Origin of the sequence: Paenibacillus sp. GCM10028914 (assembly GCF_042666275.1) — a bacterium.
Classification (GTDB): Bacteria; Bacillota; Bacilli; order Paenibacillales; family Paenibacillaceae; genus Paenibacillus_AQ.
Genome location: NZ_JBHTFO010000016.1, coordinates 310,821 through 325,697 on the forward strand (window position 1 = coordinate 310,821; position 14,877 = coordinate 325,697).

The 14,877-nt window shown below is 44.5% G+C and carries 14 protein-coding genes; 11 read left to right on the plus strand and 3 right to left on the minus strand.

Annotated elements, in window-relative coordinates; genetic code table 11:
* Nucleotides 1–83 precede the first annotated feature (83 nt).
* Entirely contained in the window at nt 84–389 is a 306-nt protein-coding gene (locus ACFQV5_RS17090) for a hypothetical protein (RefSeq protein WP_379248562.1), read from the plus strand.
* A 96-nt stretch (nt 390–485) separates the two neighbouring features.
* Here the strand turns inward: ACFQV5_RS17090 and ACFQV5_RS17095 are convergent, their stop codons facing one another.
* Entirely contained in the window at nt 486–1,466 is a 981-nt protein-coding gene (locus ACFQV5_RS17095) for an alpha/beta hydrolase (protein WP_379248563.1), read from the minus strand.
* 286 nt (nt 1,467–1,752) lie between these two features.
* On the opposite strand from ACFQV5_RS17095, the gene ACFQV5_RS17100 reads away from it, so the two are divergent.
* On the plus strand, nt 1,753–2,316 hold the full coding sequence (locus ACFQV5_RS17100) for a GNAT family N-acetyltransferase (RefSeq protein ID WP_379248564.1): 564 nt from the start codon (nt 1,753–1,755) through the stop codon (nt 2,314–2,316).
* Between the two features lie 121 nt (nt 2,317–2,437).
* Nucleotides 2,438–3,949: an MDR family MFS transporter gene (locus ACFQV5_RS17105; protein WP_379248565.1), complete on the plus strand. Its 1,512-nt coding sequence runs from the start codon at nt 2,438–2,440 to the stop codon at nt 3,947–3,949.
* Nucleotides 3,950–4,111: 162 nt separating this feature from the next.
* Here ACFQV5_RS17105 and ACFQV5_RS17110 read toward each other — a convergent pair whose 3' ends face one another.
* Nucleotides 4,112–4,579 (minus strand): MarR family winged helix-turn-helix transcriptional regulator, encoded by a 468-nt coding sequence (locus ACFQV5_RS17110; protein WP_379248638.1) that lies wholly within the window; start codon nt 4,577–4,579, stop codon nt 4,112–4,114.
* Between the two features lie 281 nt (nt 4,580–4,860).
* Here ACFQV5_RS17110 and ACFQV5_RS17115 point away from each other — a divergent pair, with 281 nt between their 5' ends.
* Both ACFQV5_RS17115 and ACFQV5_RS17120 read left to right on the plus strand, forming a co-directional pair.
* Entirely contained in the window at nt 4,861–5,586 is a 726-nt protein-coding gene (locus ACFQV5_RS17115; protein WP_379248566.1) for an ABC transporter ATP-binding protein, read from the plus strand.
* Nucleotides 5,583–6,821, plus strand: coding sequence for an ABC transporter permease (locus ACFQV5_RS17120; protein WP_379248567.1), 1,239 nt, complete (start codon nt 5,583–5,585; stop codon nt 6,819–6,821). The genes ACFQV5_RS17115 and ACFQV5_RS17120 overlap by 4 nt, the downstream gene beginning before the upstream one ends.
* Nucleotides 6,822–6,902: 81 nt before the next feature.
* On the opposite strand, the gene ACFQV5_RS17125 is transcribed toward ACFQV5_RS17120, so the two are convergent.
* Nucleotides 6,903–8,180, minus strand: coding sequence for a BaiN/RdsA family NAD(P)/FAD-dependent oxidoreductase (locus ACFQV5_RS17125; RefSeq protein WP_379248568.1), 1,278 nt, complete (start codon nt 8,178–8,180; stop codon nt 6,903–6,905).
* Nucleotides 8,181–8,382: 202 nt separating this feature from the next.
* Here ACFQV5_RS17125 and ACFQV5_RS17130 point away from each other — a divergent pair, with 202 nt between their 5' ends.
* The 6 genes from ACFQV5_RS17130 to ACFQV5_RS17155 all read left to right on the plus strand — a co-directional run bounded on the left by ACFQV5_RS17130 (nt 8,383) and on the right by ACFQV5_RS17155 (nt 14,833).
* Entirely contained in the window at nt 8,383–10,083 is a 1,701-nt protein-coding gene (locus tag ACFQV5_RS17130) for a two-component system sensor histidine kinase NtrB (protein ID WP_379248569.1), read from the plus strand.
* A gap of 307 nt (nt 10,084–10,390) precedes the next feature.
* On the plus strand, nt 10,391–10,825 hold the full coding sequence (locus tag ACFQV5_RS17135; protein WP_379248570.1) for a BrxA/BrxB family bacilliredoxin: 435 nt from the start codon (nt 10,391–10,393) through the stop codon (nt 10,823–10,825).
* 100 nt (nt 10,826–10,925) lie between these two features.
* The gene (nadE, locus tag ACFQV5_RS17140) at nt 10,926–11,735 is read left to right on the plus strand and encodes an ammonia-dependent NAD(+) synthetase (RefSeq protein WP_379248571.1); all 810 of its coding nucleotides are present in this window, start codon (nt 10,926–10,928) and stop codon (nt 11,733–11,735) included.
* A gap of 178 nt (nt 11,736–11,913) precedes the next feature.
* A complete protein-coding gene (gene acpS, locus ACFQV5_RS17145) occupies nt 11,914–12,309 on the plus strand; it encodes a holo-ACP synthase (protein ID WP_379248572.1) in 396 nt (131 codons plus the stop codon).
* A gap of 37 nt (nt 12,310–12,346) precedes the next feature.
* A complete protein-coding gene (gene mutY / locus ACFQV5_RS17150) occupies nt 12,347–13,507 on the plus strand; it encodes an A/G-specific adenine glycosylase (RefSeq protein ID WP_379248573.1) in 1,161 nt (386 codons plus the stop codon).
* A 93-nt stretch (nt 13,508–13,600) separates the two neighbouring features.
* Nucleotides 13,601–14,833, plus strand: coding sequence for an MFS transporter (locus ACFQV5_RS17155; RefSeq protein ID WP_379248574.1), 1,233 nt, complete (start codon nt 13,601–13,603; stop codon nt 14,831–14,833).
* Nucleotides 14,834–14,877: the final 44 nt, after the last annotated feature.

Genomic DNA, 14,877 nt, shown 5'->3' on the forward strand with positions numbered 1-14,877 from the left:
AATCGACTGATTCCTTGGCTACTTGCCGGGGTAATAAATGTTGATACCAGGCCGCAGCCTGAAGAGTGGAGGGAGAGAACGGAATGCGTGCAGATATCCAGAACTTGTTTATTGGCATCCACATGCTCTATCACGCTCATGAGCGGGATCTCACGATTAGTGATATGCAGCCAGAGTTAGAACGTCACGGTTACAAAGTTGCTGATCGAGAGGTGAAGCAGGAGCTTGAACGGTTAACAGCGGAGAACTTCTTAACATCTCATGGCGAGGGATACAGCATTACGGGCGCAGGGATTGAAGAATTCAAGGAAATTCAAAAGAATTTGAAGGAGCTCTGCAAAGAAGTGCTCAAACCTGTTCAACGGAAAAAGGCGGACACCATAGCCTAGGTGATATGATGACAGCGGACAAAGTGTCTGCAGCAAAAATAGCCCCTGAATGAGAAGTAAGTACACTCTTCGGGGGCTATTTTTTTATATGCAGTTTTAAACCGTTTCAAGAGAATTGTCTTGGAATAATTCAATGAATGAAGGTTCCGGAGCAGCCTTCATCTCTGGTTTAACGATGTATTCATGCAAGAATGAGCGAACCTCTGCACGGTATTGATGAGGGTCAATATGGTAGGCGTTGGCATGGATGGCGCCCTTGATGAGTACAAGTTTCTTAGGTCCAGGCTTAGCATCATACATCTCTTGACTCATTCGAGTCGGTACATAAGTGTCGTTCGTGCCATGAATGAACATCACAGGTAGATGACTTTCTCGTACGGAACGGATAGGGCTGACCTGTTCGAAGCAAAAACCGGCTTTTTTACGAATACGGTTATTGACCCAACGGAAAAAAGGAACGGAGGGAAGTTTGTTTAGCTTCGTTATTTGGTGTTTCATCAAATCTGTCAGGTCAGAATAAGGGCAATCTGCTATGACCAGTTTAACTTGCGGCGCAGCGATCGATAAGTACTCTAGAACCGTTCCACCACCAAGCGATTGACCGTGAAGACCAATTTCAGTATCAGAGCCGTACTGTTCAACAAGCCAATTCACCCATGTCTGGACGTCGTACTTTTCATAATAACCATATGTGGTAAATCGCCCTTCACTTTGACCGTGGCGACGCTGGTCGATTAGAAGAACATTATATCCCTCATCTGTAAACATATCGATAAACTGTGTAGAGACAGCTCTGGAGCCAGTATAGCCGTGTACGATGATGATCCAGCGTTTAGAGTCAGGGTAAGGCTCAATTGCAGCCCCACTTAGTTTCAACCCATCAATGCTGGATAATACAACCTCCTGTTTGACTAATGCTTCATAACGATCACGACTGTACAAGCCGAGACTCTCCAATATCGTGAAAAGCCGGAGATCATTCTTGACTCTCATTTGAGTGATCTGGACGTATCCAAAGTGGGTAATACCTGCCGGGAGAATTACCAACAATAACAAAAGTATGATCGCAATATACATCAAAGATGTTCCTCCTCCTCTTCTTCCGTTTCACCTTAGCGGGGAGAGGGGTCTAATATTGACGGGAACGTACCGCGTGACTCAATATAGAAGCAACTGCCCCGGTGACTTAAGTAATGAATGAATCAGGTTCGTTTTTTCCTCATACATGAACGTAGTATCACCGAAAAGATGAAAAACAAGTCAGAAACTTTTAAACATACAAGGATGATGTCGAACCAGCAAGCAGGCTGGCAAAGGCGAGTTATTCATCTACTTGGAAGGGTAAACAGAGGAGTGGCGGCAGATGTATCAGTGTAATGGAGTTATCCCTGAGCTAAAGGGAACCATGGTGAGGCTGAGAAAATTAACGGTGGACGATGCGGAACAGTTGTATCGTTGTTGGTCTGATGAACTGACAGCGAAGCATTTGTTTCTTCCCCCGCTGAACGATAAACAGGATGCGGCAGATTTAATCTTATTGCTTAATGAGCTGGCAGAATCCAATGATTCCATACGTTGGGGGATAGAGCTAATTGACAGCGGAGTAATAATCGGAAGCTGCGGGTACAACTTTTGGCAGCTTCAAGGTGCGTATCGTGGAGAATTTGGCTGCGAGCTTGCAAGTCCATATTGGGGCCAGGGATATATGGGTGAAGCGGCCTCGCTTGCAATAACATTCGGATTTCAGGTGATGGGGCTAAACCGGTTAGAGGCTTTTTCGGATATTCAGAACAAAAGGGGGAAGCGATTTTTCCTAAGACTCGGTTTTCAACATGAGGGTGTCCTTCGAGACTATAGACATACGGGAACAAGTTATGTAGACGTTAATATCTTCTCACTGCTTCGAAAGGATTGGGAGTGTAGTTAATCTTTAGTTCGCTTGTCATGTTCTTTACGGTAAAGACTCGGCTTTACTTATGATTACGAACCTCTATAATAGTAATGTTGCGCATGTTAGGGGCTGTTTTAAAAGTAAAGGAGACTTACTGGTGAACACTTTAAATCAAACGAAACGAAATTTTATCCTTGCCGGCATACTGCTGTCGACTTTTTTGGCTGCGATCGAAGGGACTGTAGTCGGGCCTGCTGGACCAGCTATTATTGGAAATTTCGGCAGTGTAAGTCTGATGAGTTGGATATTCACTTCCTACCTACTGACGATGGCGGTAACGACTCCAATCTTCGGGAAGATCAGTGATTTATACGGACGTAAGCCTGTATTCTTGTACGGCTCGCTGCTCTTTCTAATTGGCTCACTTCTATGTGGATTTTCGCAAAACATGACCCAGTTAATCTTGTTCCGGGCGATTCAAGGGATTGGGGCAGGTGCCGTGATTCCTGTAACCTTTACGATTATCGGGGATATTTATACATTAGAGGAGCGGGGGAAGGTACAAGGCCTTCTAAGCTCGGTATGGGGGATATCCTCGCTCGTAGGTCCGCTTCTTGGCGGATACTTTGTCGATTACTTGTCCTGGCGTTGGATTTTTGGCTTTAATGTCCCGTTTGGTCTGATTTCGATCTGGCTGATCTATCGTTATCTCGATGAGAAAAGAGAGCCGCGCCGCGTGACAATTGATTTTGCTGGTGCTGGATTGTTTACAGTCGGTATGACTTTGCTGCTATTCGCTTTAGCAGCAGGAGGACAGACCTATCCGTGGACATCACCAATGATGCTGAGCATCCTTATTACTTCAGTTGTTCTGCTGATCGCCTTCCTATTCGTTGAAGCAAAGGCGAAGGAACCGATGGTGCCACTTAAATTGTTCCATATTCGAGACATTTCGGTATCTACGATAGCGAATTTACTCGTAAGCGCATTGTTAATTGGTTTAACCACGTACTTGCCGCTATGGATTCAAGGGGTAAAGGGAGGAAATGCAACGATATCCGGATTGACACTTGCTCCAATGTCTATTGGATGGCTGTTAGGATCTGTTGCTAGCGGAAGGCTGATCATGAAGACGGGTTCGCGCAAGACTGCGCTGATCGGTGTCGTTGGACTAGCAGCTGGAGCTATAGGACTTGCTTTCACACATGAAGGGACACCACTTGTTGTTCTGCTCTTATTTACTTTTGTTTATGGGCTGGGCTTTGGTTACATCTCTACACTGTTTTCGATCATCGCACAGTCTTCCGTCAACTATGAACTGCGCGGTGCTTCCACCGCACTAAATACCTTCATCCGTACTTTGGGACAGACCGTTGGCGTAGCGGTATTTGGAACCTGGCTTAACAGCGGCATTGCTAAAAGGATTGCGGCGGAGCCAGAAGGTTCAGCCATTAGTGGAGATGATATCAATAAGCTGTTAACTCCGCATGGTGATGTAAATCTGCCAGCAGAATCAAGTGGTTTGCTGAAACAGGTTCTGGAGAGCAGTCTCAACTCATTGTTTATTTTAATGGCGGTCATTGCACTGCTTTGCTTTATTGTTGTTGCTCGCTACAATAATCGCCCACCTATGCCAGAAGATGAGGCCCCGGAAATACGTACTTCGTAAGCAGATGAATAAGAAGAGGCCGATCCCATACACTCCTAATCTGGAGTTTTGGAATCGGCCTTTTTATATTACGCTGGTTAACTAACTCATTTTTTTAGCATTACTGAATTTGCAGAACAAATCCCGGCGAGGATTACCCCGCCGGTTGGATTGTGCAAACTTTCACTTACGCATCAATGGTGATAGTTTTTCAGCTTGTTTTCCAAGTCTTTTTAGAAGGTAGATCATTTGATCCTTCTCTTCTTCCGACAGCCCGCTAAGGGCAAAGTGAATCCGTTCCGCATATTGCGGGTATTGCTCGTTCATGAGTGCTTCTCCTTCAGGAGTTAGCTCGGCGTAAATCACTCTGCGGTCTTTTGGACAAGGTCTGCGTAGCAGGTATCCCCGGCTTTCCAGTTTGTCGATGACATAAGTGACATTTCCGCTCTGAAGCAGCAACTTGGCACCAATTTGTTGAATGGGTTGAGGCCCTTTGTGATAGAGTACTTCCATAACCGCAAAAGCTGTAGGATTAAATCCTTCAATTTTGCTACCGGCTACGGCGTGCTCACTTACACTCTTGAATGATTTGGCAAAAACCCGATATAGGTGCAGTGACAACTGTGTATCGCGTTCATGTGACAGAATCATGCTTCTTCCCGCCTTTTTGGTCATGCCATAGATTTTCAGATTGCTTGAGTATAGATTACTCTAATCTTTTTAATAGGAACATGTTATTTATCACAATTACACTCTATTTTAGTATTTAAAAATAAAAAGGCCTCATCCTAATTTCTTCTTCTATTAGAATACTCAGGGATTGACACTCTGAACAATCGGTTGTAACGGATTTTCATTCTCTGCGTAATGATTAGAAATACTCTAAGATAAAGATGTATAAGTGAATACGAGAATGGCAGGGGAGAGGCGTTATGATGGATTATGGCAAAGAATACAGTTCGCCGGTGCTTAAGGTGGATATTGAGGAAGCTGGTTATGAGCCGGGACGTCCACGCATACACGATATCCACTTTCAGGTTGCTGAGGGGGAATTGCTCGGCTTAATTGGACCTAATGGAGCCGGTAAGAGTACAACGATCAAGACGATTATGGGGCTTCTTAAAGACGCTAAGGCAGCGGTGAAAATTTCGGGTAATCCACCGAGATATGCATATGTGCCTGAGCAGCCCGTCTTTTATAATGATCTTACCCTTTGGGAACATCTCGATCTGGCAGCTGCGGCTTTTGGACTTGATGATGACCATTTCAAGAAACAGGCCACTCGTCTCCTTCGTAAGTTCGGTATGGAACATGTGCAAGATGATCTGCCTGGTGGGTTCTCTAAAGGAATGAAGCAAAAAATGATGCTGATGATCGGTTTTATGTCTGAGCCGGATATTTATATTGTAGACGAGCCATTTATCGGCTTAGACCCACGTGCAACGAAAGATTTCTTAGCACTGCTGAATCTGGAACGGCAGCGAGGGGCTGGAATACTGATGTCAACACATGTACTGGATACGGCAGAGAAAATCTGTGATTCCTTTGTGCTTATATCAGAAGGCAGGGTTATTACTCAAGGGGATTTAGACGATATCCGCAGTTCCGCCGGGCTGCCGGGAGCATCTCTCTTTGATTGTTTTGACGCGTTGATATGAGGGCACGAATACATACTCCGGGGCGGCATTTTATACGGCGGATGCTTAGCCACTGGAAATATCAGATTTCGTTGATAAAATCGGTAGCTGATTGGACCGTCATGCTGTATATATTAATACCTTTCCTGTTTATTGGTGGAGGGTTATACATGGAGCTCTGGAGCGCACCTCTTCCGGCATGGGTTGAATGGTTGCCTCAACAGATCGCAGCGGTTCTTCTATTATATATGTTCTCGGGCAGCGTTCTATTGTTTGTGGAAGAAGGGGATCTGCTCTTCCTGAGGCAGCATCTTCACTGGATGAAGGGCCTAATGGCAAGGGGGATAAGTTACAGCATAATGATCTCTGTCATAAAGGGAGTAATATTTTTGCTGATTATACTGCCTTTTCTGTACCGAGGATTCCAGCTGGATATGTGGACTATACTGACTTGGGTGATGCTTGCATCAGGCACTGCATGGTGTACGAATCTAGTCGTTCATCGAATTCGGGTTACATGTACAGGGTTTAAACAATGGTTTTTTTCCACGATCCTCCGAGTCGGATCATTTTTCGTGTATCTGATGATGCTTGAAGTGTTATCTGATAAACCGTTCGCCATTGTTGGACTTTGGGTATTCTTGATGGTTCTACTCCTATGGATTATCAGGTTGCGGCTTTCCATGAAAGGCAGTTTTGCTGCAGATGTAAGAGAAGATGCCCGCACACGTATGTGGCTTACGGATAAACTGCTCGTTCAAGCTGTAGGCAAGGTCCCACCTGTAAGGAGCAAATCGTGGATTTTTCGTAATTCAGGACGAATTTACCGATCAAGCAGCCCAGACAAACGATTTGCCGGCGTTGGGGTAAAAGCATTTTTTCGGAATTCGGAAAATTTACTGCTTTACGTTCAGTTTTCTGTTGTCGCTATACCAGCGATAATATTTCCGCCTCTTGTAATCAAATTGATTGTACTCATTGCGCTGATGTTCCTGCTGGCTTATTTGCTGCATCTGCGGTGGACTGCTTTTGCAAAGCATGAATTTTCATTAGTTCTCCCGTTCACGGACATGCAGGAGAAGTCGGCAGGCACGCTGGCAGTACGTACATTGATGATACCTCCGGCGCTTATATTCTCACTTGCCTTCACATTGTCAGTGTGGCCAAGTTGGATCGGAGGGGTAGCTGCATTACCGGTAGCACTAATATGTGCATTTTCGGTCCCATCGTTTTTTTCATGGCCAACCATTAGATAAAAATATAATTAGAGAACAAATAAAACACGCCCTGTTTCCGTTTGAGGAGGAAGTAGGGCGCGTTTTTTTAATTGTAGGAAGCTAGGACCGAAGCAACGCTGCTGCTTCAGCTGCATGTTTCCCCGCTGTATAGCCGGTAGAGAAAGCTGCCGTAATATTGTAGCCACCCGTATATCCGTGGATATCGAGCACTTCACCGCAAAAGAACAGCCCGTTCATCAGCTTCGATTCCATCGTCTTAGGCTGAATTTCTTTTAGGCTTACACCGCCTCCTGTTACAAACGCTTCTTTTAATGAGCGTGTCCCACAGGCACGGAAGAGGAATTTCTTTAATATGGAGGCAACCGAAGTAATAGACGCTTTAGACACACCGTTGCACACCGTATCGCCATCAAGTGAAGCTTTGGAAAGCAGAAGAGGGATCATTCTTTCAGGAATCCAACCCTTAATGGCATTTTTAACAGCTTTCTTAGGTTCCTGTTCCAGTCGCTCTTTAAACGCAGACTCTACCTGGGCAAGAGAGAGATCTGGAAATAGGTCAATGGCCATATCCACATTTACGGTATCGAATTTGCGCTGGACTTGCCTAATAAACTGGCTGCACCGCAGAGCGATAGGACCTGAAACGCCGAAGTGTGTAAACAGCATGTCTCCCCGGTGAGCAATAACCCTTTTACCTTTTGGGTTCCAGACAGATAGCTCCACATCTCTCAGGGACAAGCCTTGGAGCTCTTTGGATGCAATCCAAGGTTCAGTCGATACAATGGGTACCTCTGTTGGATATAGTTCGGTTATCGTATGTCCTGCGGACGCAGCCCACGGATAACCATCACCGGTTGAGCCGGTCTGGGGAACAGATTGCCCACCAGTCGCGATGATGACGCAAGGCGATTTATAAGTTTTCCCTGATTTTAATTCGATTCCAACTACATGTCCGTCCTTATATAAGATTTGTTCGACAGGACTGTTTGTCTTAATCTCAGTTCCAAGCTCCTTCACTTTGCCAACCAAAGCGTTGACAACGCTGGATGCTTTATCAGAGACGGGAAACATCCGTCCGTTATCTTCTTCCTTTAAAGGGATCCCAAGTCCTTCGAAAAAGGATATGATATCACGGTTGTTCCAGTGCTGAAATGCACTATATAAGAATCGGCCGTTTCCAGGTATATGCTCAATGAGTGCATCGGTTTCTTTGGCGTTGGTCACATTGCAGCGACCGCCGCCGGAGATACCTAACTTACGTCCAAGCTTATCTCCTTTATCAATTAGTAGGACAGATGCTCCCCGCTCAGCTGCGGCAACACTAGCCATAAGGCCAGAGGGACCACCACCTACAACAATAACATCATAGTGTGACATGTTTGATCAAAACTCCTTTAGGTGTAATTCACCATACCACCTTCTAGTATAAACAAAATTCTCGGTTATCCCAACCCGAGTATTAATGTAAGCGTAATCATTTATTCTTGTCTTCATCAATTTACAAGTATTGTAATCTAATAGCTCCTATGATTTAATCAACAATATCAGGGGCACTGATCAAATGGGGTGAATGAGGATTGTGTTAATTGTATTTAAGGACATTTTACTGCAAATTATGCTGTCGGGTGTGTTTACTTTTCAGATTCCACTGCTCTTTAGTAAGCAATATAACACTTTTTCAGAGAACGACGCGGATGAAAGACACAATTATCAGTTTCTCGTTGTAATAACGTGTGCAATTAGTATTCTGTTCTGCTATGGGTTATCGGCTCCTTATAACGGATTGATTCCGATCAACCTAGGTATACTACCTTTGTTTGTAGGGATTTTATATGGTAGCAAAATGTCCGGCTTGTTGTTGTCACTGCTTTATGTTGTCTGTCATGAACTTATTTTCGGCTTTTCGTTATCAGGAATATTGCTTCATACAGGACTCCCCATGTATCCTCTTTTGTTCTTTTTCTCTTCCCGGTTTAAACACAACACATTGATGGAGAAAATTGGATGTCTCTGGATTGGACTTATACCCGCATTAATTATTATTGTAGCGTCACCTATTTTGGAGGGAAGGCCGCTGAGCACTTCTCATAACGCTGAGATGATTTTGATGATGCTTTTATATGTTCTTCTCAGTATTTTTAATGGAGCACTTCTTATTTATTTTATAGAAACGATGTATAACCGACTTTATTCTGATCACTCTAGTTTGAACAATCCGGAGAAATCTAGGATAAAGCAATTTTTAGATATGATCCCTTTAGGGATGGCGGTGATTGATAGAAGGGGAAGCATTGTGTTACTGAACGAGCCTCTTGCACTCATTTACAAGCAGAGCAACCCCCATGTGCTCAGTGAAGGGCTGATCGGAAGTGATTTTCATGTGACATTTGAACATGTTGTCCAGCAAGATTTCACAAAACAACGAATTAACCAAGCGCTTCGAGGGGCTCGTTCCAGTTGGGAAGTCGTTCGTACAGGAAATTTGATTTACTCAGTTGGTGCTTTTCCATTAGTCGACCCACAAACCCGAGACATAGAAGGTGCGGTAGCGATCATACATGATATTACTGAAATTGAAAAACTTAAGAGTGAAATCTTAAATATTGAACGCTTAAGTATGGTGGGGCAGATGGCTGCCAGCATTACACATGAAATTCGAAATCCTATGGCGGTTGTGCGCGGTTTCCTTCAACTGATGAAAGAGAAAAGTCCGGATAATCTGGATCATTACTACCGAATAGTGATGGATGAGCTTGATCGTGCTAACGGGATTATTAGTGATTTCTTGTCTCTAGCACAGAATCGGATTGCGGAAAAAGAAGAGTGCCACATCCATGATATCATCCACGAGCTGAGTCCACTTCTGTGGGCAGATGCCAACATTCGGGGGCAGAGTATTGACCTTAAATTTGGGAACTATGTTCCACGCCTTCATCTTAATGTTAAAGAGATGAAACAGCTGATTCTAAACTTATGCCGCAATGCGATGGAGTCGATGGATGACAAGGGAATTCTGACTATTGAGACACGGTTGACGACAGATGTAGTGGAACTTTGTATAAGAGATACAGGATTAGGTATCCCCAAAGAAAAACTGAGTCGTCTGTTTGAACCCTTTTTTACGACGAAGAGTAAGGGCACAGGTCTGGGGCTCTCTCTATGTATGAGTATTGTACAGCGCCATCACGGAAGTATCTCTGTCCAATCAGAAGAGGGAGTTGGGACTACTTTTATAGTTTCGTTTCCGATCGTAAACAGGGATAAAGAACCTTTACGGTAGCCATAATAAGGTGAGAATTCCGGTAAAGGAGGCGATAGCATGAGTAAAAATAATTCCAAACAACAAGATCAACAGAAGCAGGGGAACAAGCAGCGCCAAAATGATACCATTAAAGATAAGAAGTTGGATGGTATCGATCGTCCATCAACCTAGAACCTTGTCGTTAGATATGTAGAATAGGGCGGAATTCCTTTTTAGGAATCCGCCTTCCTTGTCTTGCTTTCATTCTTAGGGATTGTATAATATAAAATAGCGAGTAAGCTGTTAGAATATTTAACAACTTGTTTATATAAGGAGTGAAAGCAGCATGGGTATGTCATTTGACCGATATATGCGTGATATGGTTCAACCGATGAGGGATGAACTGACAAGTCTGGGTATTCAGGAACTGAAAACACCGGAAGAGGTAGAGGAATTGCTGCCAACAGCGAAGGGTACAGCCCTTGTTGTTATTAATTCGGTCTGTGGATGTGCAGCAGGACAGGCACGTCCAGGGGTTGCCCACGCGCTTCAACACGAAGTTACACCAGATCATTTGTTCACTGTTTTTGCTGGTCAGGATAAGGAAGCTACTGCGAAAGCTCGTGAGTATTTCGCACCATATCCGCCGTCTTCACCTTCGATCGCTTTGATGAAGGATGGGGAATTGGTTCATTTTATCGAGCGCCATCAGGTAGAGAATCGTTCTGCAGAGGAAATTGCAGCAGATCTTACAGATGCGTTTGATCGTTACTGCCGTTAATTGCAGTAATTATTAGGCCCCGGAGCATTCGGCGTTTTCCGAAGCCACGGGGCTTTTATGTATCATTCAACCGTTGTTCATTATGAAAGGAGTCCTGGATATGAGCTTACAAGAACAAATCATTGCCGAATTAGGTGTGAAACCTTCCATTAATGTGGAGCAGGAAGTAAGGAAACGGGTCGACTTTTTGAAATCTTATGTTAAGGATTCTGGGACATCCGGATTGCTGATTGCTATAAGCGGCGGACTAGATAGTGCTGTTGCAACGGGTCTCTGCAAGCGGGCTACGGATGAGCTGACGGAAGAACTCGGTAGAGAATTTAAGACGCTTGGTGTTTTTCAGCCTTACGGGACACAATCAGATATAGAGCACAGTTATGAGACAGCTAAAGCTTTTGATCTTAAATACACCGTGGAAACGAACATCGAAGATACGGTAAATGAGATTGCGCTTGAAGTAGAGCACGGATTGAAAAATATCGGTGTTCACCAACATATAAGCATTCCTGGTAAAGGAAATGTAAAAGCTAGAACGAGAATGGTTATTCAATATGCATTGGCATTTGAACAACATTTGCTCGTTGTAGGTACGGACCATGCTTCAGAAGCGATTACCGGCTTCTATACCAAATGGGGAGATGGTGCGGTAGATATTACGCCGCTTAGCACGCTTAACAAGCGCCAGGTTCGTCAGCTGGCTTCATATTTGGGTGTACCGCAATCGATCCTCGATAAAGCACCTACAGCAGGGCTTTGGGAAGGACAAACGGACGAAAAAGAGTTGGGTATTAGCTACGAAGACAACAGTGATTATCTTGAGGGCAAGGAAATCAATCCTGATGTCCGCGAGAAACTGGAGAACTATTACCGTAAATCAGCGCATAAACGCAAGGCTATTCCAGGAATCTAAACCAAATTCCTAATATTACAGCCCTAGCCCCGGAAGAATTTCTCCGGGGCTGTTTGTGTGCGTATGTGAGAGGATAAGAAATAAGAGTACGGTTTCTCTTTCGCGGGAAACGGGTGACTGGTACAATAAGATCGTATGCGTAATGAAGACCGGATTTCCTAAAGGAGGAGCGGAAAACTTGATTTATGGTATCGGACATGATGTGCTTGAAATCAGGCGTGTTGAGCTACTTATGGAGGGACCTCACGGTAATAAATTTATGGAACGGATTCTAACCAAGGCAGAAAGAGCTTTGGCTGAACATAAAGGCGGAAGACGGACGGAGTTTGTTTCGGGGCGTTTTGCCGCTAAGGAAGCTGTAAGTAAAGCTTTTGGTTGTGGTATTGGAAGCACGATCGGCTTTTGGGATATCGAAGTACTCCCGGATGAGCATGGAAAGCCGGTGGTTACGTTATCAGAATCAGCTTGGTCTCGCTTGGGGATCAGTGAACCGGACCATTATGCATTACATCTGTCTATATCCCATCAACCTGAGCTGGCATCCGCTTTCTCAATCGTTGAGAAGATAGGATAAATGAGGAGTATGGCTACACAGAAGGAGAAAATAGTACATGAATAACATAGAGCAACAGCGATTTTTCAGCCGGGAGCTTCTGGAATGGTACGGACGTAACAAACGGGACTTACCGTGGAGGAGACACCGAAATCCATATTATATTTGGATATCGGAGATTATGCTGCAGCAGACCCGGGTGGATACGGTTATCCCGTACTTTAATAGGTTTATTGAGAAATTCCCGACCGTTGAATCACTGGCTGATGCGCCAGAGGATGAAGTTCTTAAATGCTGGGAGGGACTTGGGTATTATTCGCGTGCCCGAAATTTGCAGCATGCCGCTCGGCAAGTGAAGGAATTATACGGTGGAGTTATGCCAAGCGGTAAAGAAGAAGTGTTTGGTTTAAAAGGTGTAGGCCCGTATACGGCGGGAGCAATTCGAAGTATTGCATTTAACATTCCTGCGCCAGCGGTGGATGGAAACGTTATGAGAGTTCTGTCCCGATATTTTTTGATTGAAGAAGATATTATGAAGGGAAGCACCCGTTCACATATGGAGGAGCTTGTTGTTCGTCTGATTCCAGAAGGCAGAGCATCCGATTTCAATCAGGCATTGATGGAGCTCGGAGCGCTGGTGTGTACCCCGAAATCTCCGAAATGTCTTACCTGTCCAGTTATGGAGCATTGTGCTGCCCGTCTGGAAGGGAAGGAAGAGTCTCTTCCGATTAAGACAAAGGCCAAGCCACCACGCCCTGAATATCGTGTAACCGCTCTGGTTGAAGGAACGGGAGAGTATGCGGGGAAGGTGTTGATCCGTAAACGTCCGAGCACGGGGCTTCTGGCTAGCATGTGGGAACTGCCTCACATATCCGTATCTCAGGATGGAGGAGCAGCGATTGTATCTCTTCCGGATGAAGCAGCTATGGACAGGCTTGCTGGTGAATTGAAGGAGGAAGGGATTCCGATTAAGCCCATGGGTCACTTTATGAATGCAGAGCATACGTTCAGTCATATTCACTGGAATATGCGAGTGTTTCGCTGTCAGTGGCGTGAGATTAGTGAGAATAACTTATTTGCCGCGGAGAGTTGTGAGTCCTATGATACGGGTTCTAATGTGCAGTTCCGCTGGATTACTGCTGAGGATATGGAATTATACGCTTTTCCGAATGTGTTTCTTCGCATTCTTAATCAGTATTTTTCTTCTATACAACAATAACTACGATTACTTGATGACACGGTAGGTTTAATAAGGGATTCCTTGTTACCTGCTGTGTTTTTTTTATACATACATTAGGAGAGGGTGGCATGTATGCAAGGGTGGAAAACTCCTTGGCTGTATGTATTCGGAATAGGTGTATCCAACCTTGGTAACTGGATTTATCTGGTGGCGATTAACTTACTAGTATTACAAATAACCGGATCTCCAGCTGCAGTAGCTGGTATGTTTATTATTAGACCGCTGGCTGTACTGTTCATGAACTCTTGGTCAGGAAGCATCATAGACCGGGTTAACAAGCGTAGATTAATGATATGGGCCGATTGTATTAGAGGTCTGCTCGTGTTTGTTATACCCTGGCTGGATTCAATATGGGCAATTTACGGAATTATGTTTCTAATCAGCATTACTGGAGCGCTGTTTGGACCCACCTCGATGAGTTACATGACCAAGCTAGTACCTCCTGAAGAACGTAAGCGATTTAACTCATGGTTCAGTTTTACAACATCTGGCGCGGCTCTTCTTGGCCCAGCAATCTCAGGATTTCTAATTATGTATACAAATATACAAGTGAGTATTTTTATAAACGCTATTAGTTTCCTCATTTGTGCGTTGGCGATTTATTTTCTTCCTGATGTGGATGAGCCTCATAACACTGTAAAAGTTCGTGAAAGAATCGGCCTGAAGACCATCTCCAAGGATTGGGCAGAGGTTATCAACTTCGGGCGTTCCGCACAATATTTCACTCTTGTATATCTGATGTTTCAGTCGGTTATGATGCTAAGTTTTGCGCTGGATTCACAGGAAGCAACATTCATTAAGCAAGTGATTGGGCTGGATGATAAGGATTACGGGCTGTTAGTCAGTATAGCGGGAGCAGGTTATCTTGCAGGCTCGGCTGCGGCTGCATTTTCTTCTAAGTGGATGTCGCTGCGTATGTTTATCGGGATGGGTGTTGTATTATCCAGTGTAGGTTATACGATATTTTATATTTCTAACGGAATATTGCTGGCCGCTTTTGGTTTTATCGTATTTGGCTTTTTCTCTTCATTCGCGAATACCGGCTATACCACATTTTTTCAAAATAGCGTACCGCTTCATATGATGGGAAGGTTCAGCAGCACCGCAAGCTTGCTCGAAGGTATGGCACAGATTGCTTTAACGCTTATTCTGGGCTTCTCAGCTGAGCTTTTCTCTCTGCAGATGGTCAGTATCATGACGGCACTCGTGGCAGTAGTTATCTCCGTCTTGCTCACCATCATTGTCTATCTCCCTTCAAAAAATTATCATTACGAACCACCAGAGGGAAAGATGAGCGTGATGTAGGAATTAGAAAAAAAAGAGCCCACGGGAATATCCCGGGGCTCTTC

What these genes read in the sequence shown, in the direction of transcription:
- ACFQV5_RS17090 (WP_379248562.1), top strand. Translation starts at nt 84, where the DNA reads ATGCGTGCAGATATCCAGAACTTGTTTATTGGCATCCACATGCTCTAT.
- ACFQV5_RS17095 (WP_379248563.1), bottom strand. Translation starts at nt 1,466, where the DNA reads ATGTATATTGCGATCATACTTTTGTTATTGTTGGTAATTCTCCCGGCA.
- ACFQV5_RS17100 (WP_379248564.1), top strand. Translation starts at nt 1,753, where the DNA reads ATGTATCAGTGTAATGGAGTTATCCCTGAGCTAAAGGGAACCATGGTG.
- ACFQV5_RS17110 (WP_379248638.1), bottom strand. Translation starts at nt 4,579, where the DNA reads ATGATTCTGTCACATGAACGCGATACACAGTTGTCACTGCACCTATAT.
- ACFQV5_RS17115 (WP_379248566.1), top strand. Translation starts at nt 4,861, where the DNA reads ATGATGGATTATGGCAAAGAATACAGTTCGCCGGTGCTTAAGGTGGAT.
- ACFQV5_RS17120 (WP_379248567.1), top strand. Translation starts at nt 5,583, where the DNA reads ATGAGGGCACGAATACATACTCCGGGGCGGCATTTTATACGGCGGATG.
- ACFQV5_RS17125 (WP_379248568.1), bottom strand. Translation starts at nt 8,180, where the DNA reads ATGTCACACTATGATGTTATTGTTGTAGGTGGTGGTCCCTCTGGCCTT.
- ACFQV5_RS17135 (WP_379248570.1), top strand. Translation starts at nt 10,391, where the DNA reads ATGGGTATGTCATTTGACCGATATATGCGTGATATGGTTCAACCGATG.
- nadE (WP_379248571.1), top strand. Translation starts at nt 10,926, where the DNA reads ATGAGCTTACAAGAACAAATCATTGCCGAATTAGGTGTGAAACCTTCC.
- mutY (WP_379248573.1), top strand. Translation starts at nt 12,347, where the DNA reads ATGAATAACATAGAGCAACAGCGATTTTTCAGCCGGGAGCTTCTGGAA.
- ACFQV5_RS17155 (WP_379248574.1), top strand. Translation starts at nt 13,601, where the DNA reads ATGCAAGGGTGGAAAACTCCTTGGCTGTATGTATTCGGAATAGGTGTA.